Consider the following 13,445-nt stretch of genomic DNA (forward strand, 5'->3'; position numbering starts at 1 on the left):
GCGGCCATGGATAATTTGAACTACTCGATAATCGGAAATTGCAAAAGTGCTGCATTAATTTCCGACAAGGGATCGATTGACTGGTGTTGTTTGCCCGATTTTAATTCGTCGTCGGTGTTTGCAAAAATACTCGACGAAAAGAAAGGTGGGAGCATGGAGTTCCTGGTAGACGATAGTTATGAGATTAAACAAACATACATAAGAACAACAAATATTGTTTCTACATTTTTTCAGAATGAAGATTCGTGTTTTGAGGTTGTTGATTTTATGCCTCGTTACAAAACAAGCGAGTTCGGGCATTTTACCCCTCCGGATATTATTCGGTATATAAAGTACAAATGGGGGGAACCTAAATTTAGGGTTCGATACAATCCAAAAGTGGAGTACGCCCGTTTTAATACAACAACGATAGCCGAGGAGGAGTACATCAAGTGTTACACCACCGAAGGAGATTACGACTCGTTGTACCTGTATACCGACCTCGATAAAGAAGATATTTTGCAGGAAAACGAAATTACCTTAACTGATAATGCGTTTATCCTTATTTCTTACGATCAGAAACTGCTGAATCAAACACTGGAACGGCAATACCTTAAACTTCAGAAAACAAAAGTGTACTGGCTGGAATGGGCCAACAAACTAACGTCGTTTAAAAAATACAACAACGAAATTGTTAGAAGCGCGCTTGTTCTGAAGCTGCTGAGTTACGATAAATCGGGAGCCGTTTTGGCGGCTGCCACAACATCGTTGCCCGAAACAATTGGCGAGGAGCGAAACTGGGATTATCGTTTTTGCTGGATCCGCGATGCCTCGATGGTAATAAAGGTAATGTCGAGTTTGGGGCATCTGAATACCGTGAAGCGTTTTATGAAGTTCATTATCGATATTATTCCCGATAAGGATGAGAAGATACAGATCATGTACGGCATAAATCGCGAGAAAGTACTCGAGGAAGAGACTTTGGATCATTTAAGCGGTTATAAAAATTCGTACCCGGTTCGTATTGGGAATGCGGCTTACATTCAAAAACAGAATGACATTTACGGAATTCTGATGGATGTTATTTTTCAGCAGTTTACCGAATTTAAGATTTCGCTTGAAGACAGTGAGTCGCTCTGGACAATCGTGCGTAGCATCGTAAAAACGGTAGCCAATAACTGGACCAAACCGGATAAAGGAATTTGGGAGATTCGAACCGATGACCGCCACTTTACCTTCTCGAAGGTACTTTGTTGGGTAGCAATCGACAGGGCAGTAAAAATTGCCCGGTTTATTCACAAAGAAAGATATGTGGCGGAATGGCAACCACTCGCCGATACCATAAAAGAAGATATTTTCACCAATGCGTGGAACGAAGAAGTTGGCGCATTTACACAGTCGTACGGATCGAAAGATCTCGATGCTGCCACGCTGCTGATGCAGTCGTACGGTTTTATCGATGGAAAAGACGAACGTTTTGTAAAAACGGTGCTGGCCACCGAAAGGGAGCTTTGCGAAGATGGATTGATGTACCGGTATAAAAACGAGGATGATTTTGGTTTGCCAAGTTCGTCGTTTACTATTTGTACCTTCTGGCTCATTAATTCGTTGTATGCAATTGGTCAGCGAAAAAGAGCAAAGAAATTATTCGATAAACTGCTAACGTACAGCAATCACGTGGGGCTTTTTAGCGAGGATATCGATTTTAAAACCAAACGTTTGCTGGGGAACTTTCCTCAGGCCTACTCGCATTTGGCTTTAATCGAAACGGCTATAAACTTCTCGAAAGGGCAGACCACTGAGGATGAGCAGATTCTGGACGCGATTCACTGATTGTTTGACTTGAAATTGCCATTGCTTAAGTTGAAATCGTGATTGCTTCACTTGCAACGGTCGTTGCTTTAGTTGAAACTGTCATTGTTTCAGCTAAAGCTGACATTGCTTCAGTTTAAGTGCTTGTTGCTTTGGTCGCAGCGCTCGTTGCTTTAGTTAAAGTGCTTGTTGCTTTAGTTGAAGCGTTTATTGTTTGAGGTGAAGCTCTTATTGCTTCAGTTGAAATACTTATTGTTTGATTAAACGTTAGAAAACGCTATACCCGGCGATGGGAAATAATTGCCACGAAAATTGCCGGTTTGCTTTATAATTGCTCATCCAGGTCGGAATCCATAGTAATTAACGGCGAAGCGTCAATTTTTTCGATATCAAGTATTTTTACCAGTGTATTCAGGCCGGCTTCAACAACTCCGAATTCCTCTTCGCTAAGTTGCAGAAGTTTTTCCGATAATTGTTCGTGCAACAGTGATGGCATAGTGCTCAGCAGTTGATCGCCCGATGAGGTAAGAGCTATATTCACAACACGTTTATCACCCGATTTGGGAAGACGGGCCAGGTAGCCTTTTTTCTCAAGACGGTTTATAATACCGCTAACCGTACTCGGATTCAGGTTTAGGAATTTTCGCAGTTCGCCCTGCGTTGTTTGATAGTTAGGCGACTCGTGCAGAAAGTTTAAACAAAGAACCTGTGGAATACTTACGCCGTGTTCTTTCTGAATTTTCTTTGACTCGATGTCTACCGAGCGCACGATTTTGCGAATTTTAATTAGAATATCTCGTGTTTCCATTCCTTCCCGATCAAAAATTTTTGCTAATATATTAAGAAAAAATTAGAGCCGCTATTTCGTGGAACAACGATTGAAGGAATAAAGATTCAATTAATTCAGCGACTTCGTTATTTTCGCATCATATCAGGAAAGACAAAATGCCGACCGAAAAAAAACGTAAAATAATACATGTTGATATGGATGCATTTTTTGCGTCGGTAGAGCAGTTGGATCATCCCGAACTGAGAGGAAAGCCCATTGCTGTTGGAGGCACCAGCGACCGGGGAGTTGTTGCAGCGGCCAGTTACGAAGCCCGAAAGTACGGCGTTCGTTCGGCTATGTCGTCGAAGGTGGCCAAACGAAAATGTCCGAACCTGATTTTTGTAAAACATCGTTTTGAGCGTTACAAAGAAATTTCGGCGCAAATACGGAGCATTTTTCTGGAGTATACCGATTTGGTTGAGCCGCTGTCGCTCGATGAGGCCTATCTCGATGTTACCTATGCCAAAAAAGGTCAGCCTTCTGCTACCTTGATTGCCAAAGAAATTCGCCAGCGTATTTTCGAAGAAACCGGGTTAACCGCATCGGCCGGCGTTTCGTACAACAAATTTCTGGCTAAGGTCGCTTCCGATGTCAATAAACCCAACGGAATGTTTGTGGTGACTCCCGATAAGGCGCAGGATTTTATCGATCAATTGGAGATCCGGAAGTTTTTTGGAATAGGAAAAGTAACGGCCAAAAAGTTAAACGATATTGGTGTGTGGTATGGGGGCGATCTGAAAATGATCGACAGGCTTGAACTCACCCGGATGTTTGGCAAAGCAGGCAATTACTACTACGATATTTGCCGGGGTATTGATAACCGCGAGGTGCAGCCATCGCGCGAAAGAAAGTCGGTTGGCGCTGAAAATACCTTCTCACAGGATCTGTTTTTAGAGGATGAACTAAAAAAAGAATTATTGGTAATTGCAGAGAAGGTTTGGGAGCGGGCCGACCGATCGGGGGTAAAAGCCAAAACGGTGACCTTAAAGTTTAAATATGCCGATTTTGAGCAACACACCCGAAGTAAAACCATTGAGCCCTACATCAACACAAAAGAACGATTTATTACCGAAAGCCTGAAATTGATGAAATCGGAAGGTGGGTTTGTAAAAGGAATCCGCCTACTGGGGCTTACACTCTCCAATTTTCTGCACGAGCAAGAGGGTGAAATTGGTGTTCAGCTGGTGATTGAGTTCTGATAAGGCCGAAAGAGCATAAAAATCACGAGCCTCAGTTTTGTTAGTTTGTTTATGAACGAAAAAAGGCCGGAATAGCTACCAGCCTTTAATCCCTTTATTTTATCAGAAGATCATCGTTTATAGAACTCCTATCAATTCTAAAAATTCGTTTAGGTCCCAGTAATCTTTAACCCAAACTATTTTACCATTTTCAATTTCCATAACAGATACTCCCGGTAATTCAAAATATACATTGGTAGCAGGAATGCCCATTTGTGGCCAGCCAACTGTATTTGTGCCTTTCCACATCCATTCAACAGCCGCAAACTGTTCATTCGCAACAATTGAAATGGTTTCAAAACGTGAGTCTGGTGCTCCGGAATAGGTACCGATGGCATATAAAACAACTGCGGTTTTATCGGTGAAATTATTACCTCCTGCTTCGGTATAAATAAATTCATCGGCTAAGAGTGAAGTGAGCAGGTCAGTGTCGTGAGTATCCCACGCATCAGTAAATGCCTGGGCAATCGACTCATTTTGTTCCACCAAGGAATTCTCATCACCGTGGCTGGAACCAACATTTGATATGATACCTTCAGTGTGCATGTACATCGTCGTTATATTTGACGGATCATCGGCGCAACCGGTAAAATCCATACTTCCTTGTGCCTGACTAAACCTGCCGGTACCACCATTAATTTTTATCTCCCCACTAATTTTGTTCTCGAGGATGTTAAACGACCCGTTTAAGGTATACTTTAGAAAATCACCATTGGCCGCGCAAACAGATCCAAACATTTCCCATACTATTGTCCAGCTCTGTTCATCCATTTCCACCGAAATAGTGTACCATGTGCTATTATCAGAAATCAGTTTTCCCAAATGCGACAAATTTCCTGACAAGGTTCCAAAAACAGGAATGCCATTTAATGTCTCAGTTACGTGCGATTGAATCTCGCCCTTTATCGGAGTCATTTTCATTTCAGCCGATTTAGGCTCTACATCTCTCTCTGGTAACAATGGGTCACTCATATCACAAGCTGTCAGCAGCAGACTTATGCTCCATAATAAAAAGATTAATCGTTTCATTTTTTCCAATTTTAAAGGTTTCTAATACTATTGTGTGCGGCTACGAACCTCGTATCAAAATTACAGTAATGCCAAAGGCTGTGCTTTGGTAATTGTCTCAGATTATTTGGGTTTTGTCTCAATTATGATCTTTGCTGTTGAATGAGCGTGTTGGGTGCAATTCCAAACTCTTCATGAAAGCAGGTGCTGAAGTGCGACAGATTCTTGAATCCGGATTCAAAAGCCGCTTCGGTAACGTTTTTTCCTTTGTTTTCCAATAAATCTTTTGCTCTGTAAAGTCTGCACAATCGAAGATAACGGCCAATAGAGTTATTAGTAAGAGCACTGAATTTTCGATAAAGCTGGGCTCTACTCATATTCATTAAAGAACAAATTTCATTGATCCCGAAATCTTCGTTAACCATCTCTTTTTCAATCAGTGCGTTAATCTTTTTTAAGAATAGTAATTCGGAATTGTAACTTGTATTTTCTTGTTGAATGCTTAAAGGAATTCCTCCTAAGTGTTTTTGCATTTTCCTCCTCAGCTCGAGCAGATTATTTAGTTTTAACAGGAGTTCTTTTTCGTTGAAAGGTTTAATCAGATAGTGATCGGCACCATATTCAAACCCGGTCATTTTTGATTCAAAATCGCCTCGGGCAGTTAAAATCACGACCGGAATATGATCGGTCCGAAAATCTGACTTCAGTTGTTCGAGCATCTCAAAACCGTCCATTTCAGGCATCATTATATCTGAAAGGATAAGGTCAGGAATGATCTCTTTTGCTTTTTCAAGCGCCGCTTTGCCGTTCGGTGCCAGTTTGATATTGTAATCAGTGTTTAAAATCGACTGAAGATATTCTACAACATCACCATTATCTTCAACAATTAGCAATAATGGTTTTTTTTCGGGCTCATTAGCAGTTTTATTCCAATTATTTTTTTTAAAAGAAGGTGATTTGGAAATTTGTGTGTGGATCATTGTTGAGCTTATCACAGAGATACCGTTATCAGCAACTTTTTCTGCTGTTTTTGTTATTGGCAGGGTAACCTTGAATGATGAGCCTTTTCCAACTTTACTTTTCACGGTAATATCTCCATTCATAAGCTTAATCATTTCATAAGCTACTGACAGACCTAATCCGGTGCCCGAAGTTTGGTTGTTGTTATCGGGAGCCTGGTAGAATCGCTCAAAAATTTTACTAACTGATGCTTTGGGGATACCACGACCGTTATCAGAAATCAAAATACAAACTGTTTCTTTATTTTGAGAAAGTTCAGTTTTTACATCAACGCTTACCACTCCTCCCGGAAAAGAAAATTTAATTGCATTTGATATTAAGTTGGAAATTGCATGCATTATTTTATCGGGATCGTAATCGGTGAAGATTGGTTCCTTGTTCTGATTTGTCATTAGTTTTACTTCCGCATTTTCTGCGAGCGATTGGAAAGATCCGGCGATAATCTTAACAAACTGGCAGATGTCTCCATGGATCAAATTCAGTTGCATTTCATTTGCTTCAATTTTGGCGATGTCCAACATTTGATTCACCAACCGAAGCAAAATCTGGCTTTGTGCCTTAATTTTTTCAGGACCATCTTTCATCCATCGATCGTTGTGTTTTCCCATTTGTTCAGCAACACCATGAATGACTGTAAGCGGTGTTCTGAATTCGTGTGAAACATTGGTAAATAGTTTGGTTTTTGCTTCATCGATTTTACGCAACTTATCAGTTTCCGATTTTTCATAGCGGCTTTTATCTTTCATGAAAAGTAGGACGATAAACAGTATGCATGCATTGATCCAAAATGTTAGTCCGACAAAAGATAATGTGTTTATTTGCGGTGTAATATATTCCGGAGTTGTTAATGATGACTGAAATACACCTACTATTAAAATTGTGAAACAGTACCAGATAAACATACCTATAGTCCAACGAATATTGCCTGCAAGTATCGATCCCATGGCACAATTCATTCCAATAAAAACATATCCCAGAGAAGTTGTAAGCCCACCGGATTGAAGCATGGCAAACATTGCACCTGTTGTAAAAACGGTGAAAAGAACGTTGATAACCAAATCGAATCGTTTGATTTGACGATACAATGGGAAGCCAATGCCGTAACCCAGCAGAAATAGAAATCCAAACCACGATAGTGCCCATAATTTCCATATAAATAGAGTTACATATATCGAGAGAAGGACAAAAATAAAGGTAACAACCATCCAAATCCAGGCCCACCGCTTTCTGAGTTGTTTTTCGCGATCAAGCCTGGGGTCTTCCAGATAACGATCAATCCATTCGATAATTTTTGTGCTGGCGATGTATTTCATTAATTTGATTTCTGGTTTTGATTGTGTATGGCCATTTAAATTGGTAAACGACTAGTGAAATAAATACGTGATACAAATTCGTGAAGTTTCGCCAGAAGTTTAAAACTGTATTTTGAAAATGTATTTTATTCAAAATCTAAATGAAGGAAAGATATTAATGCTGCAGTATTGTCCATATTTCTTCTGTGGTTGAAACTAAAAAACGCCGAAAAATTTCGATATAAATACAAACACATGTATCTTCATCCCGATTATTAACTGCCTTAGGTCGAATAGGAGACTACTTCTAACCTCGGTCTTCGGACTTCCACCTTCATTATGAAACGAATAAAACGCTTTTTACTGATAGTGATTCTTTTGGCGATAATTGGCTACCTTCTGGGGCCAAAACCTCCTAAACCTGAGTTGAATAAAGACCTGCCATCGCTATCGGCAAGTATTTCAAACATCGAGACATTTGTGCAACGAAAGGAAGCATCTTTTTCCATAAAACCTGATAACGAAAGCCGCATTATCTGGGCAAACGATTCGTTAAAAGAACGCACTGATTATTGCGTGTTGTACCTGCATGGATTCTCCGCATCGTGGTTTGAAGGGCACCCTGCACACGAGCGTTTTGCTCAACATTTTGGCTATAACTTATACATTCCGCGTTTACACGATCACGGATTGGTTACCGAGGATCCTTTAATTGATATGACTCCCGATGGATTATACGCTTCGGCAAAAGAAGCATTAATGGTTGCCCGCAGTTTGGGAAGAAAAGTGATCATCATGAGCACTTCAACAGGAGGAACGCTGGGATTAAAACTGGCGGCAGATTTCCCGGAGTATGTTGACGGACTGATCATGTATTCGCCTAATATTAAGGTGAAAAACGGCTCAATGGCTTTACTGTCAAAACCATGGGGATTACAAATCGGGCGAAAGGTAATTGGTGGGAAGTACCGTGTTTCTGACGATGATCCGGAGTCGGAAGATTGTAAATACTGGAACTGCAAATACCGTGTGGAAGCACTGGTTTATTTGCAACAATTGTTGGATGCTACCATGACAGAAGAAACGTTTGGCCGTGTAACAGTGCCAGTGTTTCTTGGATATTACTATAAGGATGAAGAGAATCAGGATCAAACAGTGAGTGTTGATGCAATGCTTGATATGTTTGATGAACTTGGAACCTTACCCAATCAAAAGGTGAAAAAAGCCTTTCCTGAGGCCGGTGACCACGTTATTGCGTGCGACCTAACATCCGGTAGCGTGGAAGAGGTAATTGCCGAAACCTTTCGTTTTGGTGAAGGGGTTTTGGGATTGGAACGCAGATAACGCTGTTTATTTGGATTCTCACTGATAATAAAATCTGTGACTATCTGCACAATCAGTGTAATCAGCGTTCGGTATTACTGAATTTGAGCAGCTGCCTCTTCGTCTAAAAACCAGGTTAAGATTCCGTTTGTAGGAGAAATATAGTAGGCCGGTAGCAATTGGGCTGCATCATTATCATTCATAATCTCTGCAACCCGCAAGGCTTTATTCGAGCCTGTTACCAGGAAAAATATCTGGTTGGCATTATTCAGCACATTTCCTGTAATGGTAATACGTTTTTGCCCGGTAAGCGGATGAACGGCAACTGCGCAGCTTTGCTCGTCTTCAAAAAGTTCCAGCTGGTCGGGAAAGATTGATGCCGTGTGTCCGTCGTCACCAAGCCCCAGAATGATCAGGTCGAAAACAGGATCTTTACCCCTCGAATTCAGGCTTTGTTCCATCTCTTGCGAGTAGCGCAGAGCTTCCTGCTCAGGATCATCCTCGCCTTTTATGCGGTGGATATTTTCTTCGGGAATAGTAATGTTTGAAAGCAGGTAGTCAACCGTCATTTTATAGTTGCTTTGTTCATCGGTCGGGGGCACACAGCGTTCGTCGCCCCACCATAAATGAATGCGTTCCCATGGAATTCGGTCGGCGTATTTTTTACTGATCTTTTTAAAAAGTCCTTTTGGAGAATTTCCGCCAGACAGCGCAATATCGAACACTTCCTGATTCGAATTTTGTACCATCTTGATCAGTGCTTTCGCGATGGCCTTGTAAACATCTTTCGGTTTCGAATAGATTTTTACTTCAGTAAAGGTTTCCATTTCAGATAGTTTATGCTGTTAGATAATACAATGCAATATGCAGATTAAAGTTCACAATACAAGCCGTCGTTATGTAAATTCTTACAGGGGTAGCGCCAATCTCCGTTAACGATAAGTTTGGCGGATTCTTCCGGCCCCCAACTTCCGGCCGGGTAACCATAAATTGGAATTTCAGGATTGGTTTCCCAGGCGTTAATTATAGGCTGAACAAACTCCCAGGCAGCTTCTACAGCGTCGCCGCGCGAATACAGTGTTGCATCGCCCTGCATACAATCCAGCAAAAGGCGTTCGTATGCTGCCGGAACTTTTTTGTCGGCCAGATCCGAGTAATGGAAATCCATGTTTACCGTTTGCACCTTAAATCCGGCTCCCGGAGTTTTCATGCCAAATTTCAGCAGAATTCCCTCGTCGGGCTGAATTCGGATGATCAGCTGGTTATTGCTGTCGGAACTGGCATTGCCAAACAAATGATGGGGTACTTTACGGAAGTGGATAACAATTTCAGTTACGCGGGTTGGTAGTTTTTTCCCGGTGCGAATATAAAATGGTACGCCTGCCCAGCGCCAGTTATCGATAAAGAATTTAAGGGAAACAAACGTTTCGGTGCGCGAAAGCTTGTCCACGCCAGGCTCCTCGCGGTAACCGGCAACTTTTTTGCCGCCAATTGTTGAGGCGGTATATTGGCCGCGAATAACATAACGCGATACTTCATTTTCTTTAATCGGTCGTAACGACTGAAAAACTTTTAGCGTTTCGTTTCTTATGGCATCGGCTTCTACCACAACAGGCGGTTCCATGGCCACAAAACCCGCAACCTGCAGCAGGTGGTTTTGCAACATATCGCGTAAGGCTCCTGAGCTCTCGTAGTATCCGCCACGGCCTTCCACTCCCAGACTTTCGGCTGAGGTGATTTCCACGCGCTCGATATAACGCCGGTTCCACAGTGGCTCAAAAATTCCGTTCGAAAAGCGCGTTACCAGCATGTTTTGTACGGTTTCTTTGCCCAGGTAGTGGTCGATACGGTAGATCTGTTCTTCCTCGAAATAGTTCAGTAGTTGTTTGTTTAATTCTTTTGCCGATTTTAAATCCGTTCCAAAAGGTTTTTCAACGATCAGTCGCCTAAAATTATTCTCCGATTTTGAAAGACCATTCTGGCAAAGCATTTTCGGAATTACCGGGTACAACGATGGGGGAGTTGATAAATAGAATACGTAATTCTGCTCAATCTCCAGCGCGCCGGAAATTTCATCAAGCCGCTCTTTTAACGGAATAAAATCGTCGGCTTCGTTATTCTGAACAGATTGATAGAACAAAAGCTTTTTAAATTCTTCGCGTTTTTCATCGTTGGGAATAAATTCATCGGCCCGGCTTCTGAATTCATCATCGGAAAGTGCTGAACGGGAAGCACCAAGAACCGCAAACTTATTGGGCAAAAGGTTTTGTTTGTAAAGTTCGAATAGTGCAGGTATCAATTTACGTTTGGTGAGGTCGCCCGATGCCCCGAATATGATGAGAATTTGATCTTCGACTTTCTTCATGGTTAAATTTTAGTGTTGAACGCAATAAACCAGAATATTGTTTTTGATAATGCGAAAAAATAAATCGTAACTCACTTCCTTTTCTGGATGCTTTAAAGCGCCGGTGAAACAGGAATGCGCATTATAATCGAACGGAGTAATTGCAATTTGCTCGTTAAACTGAACTCCATGGATTCCAGAACATTTAAAAATAGCTTCTTTTGCTGCCCAAAGCAATATTTTTACGAACTGCGGATCTTTGCTACTTTCAATAAATTCAATTTCTGCAGTGCTGGCAAATCGGGTAACAACTTTATCGATATTCCGCTGCAATTGTTCAACGTCGATTCCAATATTTTTTTCGGATAAAATAATGGCTGCCAGATCAGCAGAGTGTGTGATGCTGATATTTAAATCGGAATTTATCAGTGACGGTTTGCCAAATTCATCGCGGTAAATAATTGGGGTATTTTCGGGTATCAGATTCTGAAGAAGCAGACGTGTAGCCAGAAATTCTTTTTGTCGCTTTTCGGCTTTAAAAGTTGCCAAACGCGCAGTATCATCGGAATTTAATGTACATGATTTTAATAAATCAGCAACTGTTTCTTTCAGCTCCCATACACCGATTGTACCGTTTTGGTTGGCTATTTTTTCAATTAGCGGCATTATTTCCAGCTTGTGGTTTCAATCATATGAATCACGTCGGGTTCGATAAAGTTGATTACCGGACTCAGCGAATCAATGTCGGGAACTTCGCGAATATAGAACGCGCCGCGTAAAAAATGTCGGGTGCTGTCGGTTAAAAAAAACTGCATGGGCGACGCGGCATTTCCTTCAATGGAATAAATGGTTCCGTAAACCTTTTGGGTAGGATTCATAAACAAACGCTCGTCAATGGCGTCGGCTTTTATTGAATGTTTATAGGCCAGCGTACGTGTTTCTTCCATTAACTCGGCCAAAAGTTTGTAGTCGTCTTTTGGGCTGTTCAGCTCGTAATACGAAATGTGTATTTCCACTTTGTTTTCGGGCACCGCAACATTTATCCAGTAAGGTTCGTTGCGGTTTCTGGAGTCTTTTTCAATCCTTGCATATTCCGGTATTTCAAAATCGTACGGAAATGTCCGGTTCAGATCTTTGTAGCTTTTTTCAGGAAAATCAATGCGGTAATATCCCCGCGGTTTAGGCGTGTAATCTTCTTTACAAGCCACCAAAAACAACAATAAAAATAGTGTATATGCGAATCTCATCTTCCCAAAAATTTAGTCACGTTTACTACTTGTTAATAACTACCTTGATTTGTTTAATCCGGCGGTTATCAACCTCTTCAATGGTAAACGTGAACGTTTTGCATTTTACCTGCTCTTTTAACGAAGGGATCTCGCCTTTTATTTCAAGAATAAGGCCGGCAAGCGTATCGGCATCACCTTTTACTTCGTCAAAAATGGTATCGTCGCAATTTACAACCCGGTAAAAATCACCCAGTAAAATCTTGGCGTCGAACAGGTAAGAGTTTTCCGAAAGCTGGGTGAAGAAACTTTCTTCGTCATCAAACTCATCGGCAATATCGCCAACAATCTCCTCCAGAATATCTTCGAGCGACACAATACCTGAAGTTCCTCCGTACTCGTCAACCACAATGGCAATGTGCACTTTGGTTTTCTGAAATTCTTCCAAAAGTGAACTGATTTTTTTGGTATCGGGCACATAAAACGGTGGACGGATTAATGTCTGCCATTTAAACGTTTTGTTTTTATGGCTGTGTTGAAGTATATCTTTAATATAAAGTAACCCGCTGATTTCGTCGAACGAATCGATGTAAACCGGAATTCGCGAGTAGCCCGAGTCGTTTATAATTTCAAGAACCTCCTCGAAATTTGCTTTTATATCGATGGAAACCACGTCAACACGTGGAGTCATAATTTCCTCCACACTTTTGTTGCCGAATTTTACAATTCCTTCCAGTATATCTTTTTCGTCTGAAAGTTCCTGGTCGGATGTCAATTCAAGTGCCTGCGAAATCTCATCCATCGAGATGTTCTTTTTGTGTTTTTGCAGGCGGCGGTTTACAAATCCGGTAGAGTAGATCAATATCGCATTTATGGGGCGAAATAACTTTTCGAGCGTTTGCAAGGGCAATGCCATAAAGCGCGCAAAACGCAAAGCAAAGTGTGTTGCATAAACTTTCGGAAAGATTTCGCCAAAAAGCAAGAGGAAAAACGTAATGAGCACCACCTGGAAAACAAATTGCAGTGTTGGTGCATTAACAAACGATACTAAATTGTTTGAAATAAAGGCCGTTAATATTACAATGCCAATGTTTACAAAGTTGTTTGTTACCAGTATGGTAGCCAGAAGTTTTTCCGGGCTTTCGAGGTTGTGCAATACGCGCTCGTTGTTTTTGCCTTTGTGTCTTAGTTTGTGTTTATCGCTGGCCGACAATGAAAAGTAAGCCACCTCGGATCCACTTATCAGTGCCGAAGTAAATAGTAGAAACAATACGATAATAATTGAAACTATTATTCCGGGACTGATAGGGTGTAATTGAATTTGCCAGGAGCCGATAGCGGCTAAACTTAAAAGCGGTTCTGTTTCCAAATTTA

Annotated in this window: 11 protein-coding genes; 3 read left to right on the forward strand and 8 right to left on the reverse strand. The window is 41.3% G+C overall.

Annotated features, from left to right (window positions below):
* Positions 1–6: 6 nt before the first annotated feature.
* On the forward strand, positions 7–1,812 hold the full coding sequence (locus tag LH29_RS18705; RefSeq protein ID WP_045032674.1) for a glycoside hydrolase family 15 protein: 1,806 nt from the start codon (positions 7–9) through the stop codon (positions 1,810–1,812).
* Between the two features lie 304 nt (positions 1,813–2,116).
* Here the strand turns inward: LH29_RS18705 and LH29_RS18710 are convergent, their stop codons facing one another.
* A complete protein-coding gene (locus LH29_RS18710; RefSeq protein ID WP_045032676.1) occupies positions 2,117–2,599 on the reverse strand; it encodes a MarR family winged helix-turn-helix transcriptional regulator in 483 nt (160 codons plus the stop codon).
* Positions 2,600–2,736: 137 nt separating this feature from the next.
* Here LH29_RS18710 and dinB point away from each other — a divergent pair, with 137 nt between their 5' ends.
* Positions 2,737–3,819, forward strand: coding sequence for a DNA polymerase IV (gene dinB, locus LH29_RS18715; RefSeq protein WP_082063828.1), 1,083 nt, complete (start codon positions 2,737–2,739; stop codon positions 3,817–3,819).
* Positions 3,820–3,936: 117 nt separating this feature from the next.
* On the opposite strand, the gene LH29_RS18720 is transcribed toward dinB, so the two are convergent.
* Positions 3,937–4,887 carry a nuclear transport factor 2 family protein gene (locus LH29_RS18720; protein WP_082063829.1) on the reverse strand — a complete coding sequence of 317 codons (951 nt, stop codon included), beginning with the start codon at positions 4,885–4,887 and terminating at the stop codon, positions 3,937–3,939.
* A 122-nt stretch (positions 4,888–5,009) separates the two neighbouring features.
* A complete protein-coding gene (locus tag LH29_RS18725; RefSeq protein WP_045032679.1) occupies positions 5,010–7,199 on the reverse strand; it encodes an ATP-binding protein in 2,190 nt (729 codons plus the stop codon).
* 318 nt (positions 7,200–7,517) lie between these two features.
* Between LH29_RS18725 and LH29_RS18730 the strand changes: the two genes are divergently transcribed.
* The gene (locus tag LH29_RS18730; RefSeq protein WP_045032681.1) at positions 7,518–8,522 is read left to right on the forward strand and encodes an alpha/beta hydrolase; all 1,005 of its coding nucleotides are present in this window, start codon (positions 7,518–7,520) and stop codon (positions 8,520–8,522) included.
* A 74-nt stretch (positions 8,523–8,596) separates the two neighbouring features.
* On the opposite strand, the gene pgl is transcribed toward LH29_RS18730, so the two are convergent.
* From pgl to gldE, 5 genes are read right to left on the reverse strand one after another with little or no spacing between them, the layout of a single operon-like run.
* Positions 8,597–9,328 carry a 6-phosphogluconolactonase gene (pgl, locus tag LH29_RS18735; RefSeq protein ID WP_045032683.1) on the reverse strand — a complete coding sequence of 244 codons (732 nt, stop codon included), beginning with the start codon at positions 9,326–9,328 and terminating at the stop codon, positions 8,597–8,599.
* 44 nt (positions 9,329–9,372) lie between these two features.
* A complete protein-coding gene (gene zwf / locus LH29_RS18740) occupies positions 9,373–10,866 on the reverse strand; it encodes a glucose-6-phosphate dehydrogenase (protein WP_045032684.1) in 1,494 nt (497 codons plus the stop codon).
* A 9-nt stretch (positions 10,867–10,875) separates the two neighbouring features.
* Positions 10,876–11,511: a 4'-phosphopantetheinyl transferase family protein gene (locus LH29_RS18745; protein WP_045032686.1), complete on the reverse strand. Its 636-nt coding sequence runs from the start codon at positions 11,509–11,511 to the stop codon at positions 10,876–10,878.
* Positions 11,511–12,092, reverse strand: a complete 582-nt coding sequence (gldD, locus tag LH29_RS18750; RefSeq protein WP_045032687.1) for a gliding motility lipoprotein GldD — start codon at positions 12,090–12,092, stop codon at positions 11,511–11,513. Before gldD ends, LH29_RS18745 begins: the two co-directional genes overlap by 1 nt.
* Positions 12,093–12,117: 25 nt before the next feature.
* Positions 12,118–13,440, reverse strand: coding sequence for a gliding motility-associated protein GldE (gene gldE, locus LH29_RS18755; RefSeq protein ID WP_045032688.1), 1,323 nt, complete (start codon positions 13,438–13,440; stop codon positions 12,118–12,120).
* Positions 13,441–13,445: the final 5 nt, after the last annotated feature.

Source organism: Draconibacterium sediminis (genome assembly GCF_000949475.1).
Taxonomy (GTDB): Bacteria; Bacteroidota; Bacteroidia; order Bacteroidales; family Prolixibacteraceae; genus Draconibacterium; species Draconibacterium sediminis.

Bases quoted from the DNA above. Each gene is read 5' to 3' on its own strand.
- LH29_RS18705 (WP_045032674.1), top strand. From the start codon at position 7: ATGGATAATTTGAACTACTCGATAATCGGAAATTGCAAAAGTGCTGCA.
- LH29_RS18725 (WP_045032679.1), bottom strand. From the start codon at position 7,199: ATGAAATACATCGCCAGCACAAAAATTATCGAATGGATTGATCGTTAT.
- zwf (WP_045032684.1), bottom strand. From the start codon at position 10,866: ATGAAGAAAGTCGAAGATCAAATTCTCATCATATTCGGGGCATCGGGC.
- LH29_RS18720 (WP_082063829.1), bottom strand. From the start codon at position 4,887: ATGAAACGATTAATCTTTTTATTATGGAGCATAAGTCTGCTGCTGACA.
- gldD (WP_045032687.1), bottom strand. From the start codon at position 12,092: ATGAGATTCGCATATACACTATTTTTATTGTTGTTTTTGGTGGCTTGT.
- LH29_RS18710 (WP_045032676.1), bottom strand. From the start codon at position 2,599: ATGGAAACACGAGATATTCTAATTAAAATTCGCAAAATCGTGCGCTCG.
- dinB (WP_082063828.1), top strand. From the start codon at position 2,737: ATGCCGACCGAAAAAAAACGTAAAATAATACATGTTGATATGGATGCA.
- LH29_RS18730 (WP_045032681.1), top strand. From the start codon at position 7,518: ATGAAACGAATAAAACGCTTTTTACTGATAGTGATTCTTTTGGCGATA.
- LH29_RS18745 (WP_045032686.1), bottom strand. From the start codon at position 11,511: ATGCCGCTAATTGAAAAAATAGCCAACCAAAACGGTACAATCGGTGTA.
- pgl (WP_045032683.1), bottom strand. From the start codon at position 9,328: ATGGAAACCTTTACTGAAGTAAAAATCTATTCGAAACCGAAAGATGTT.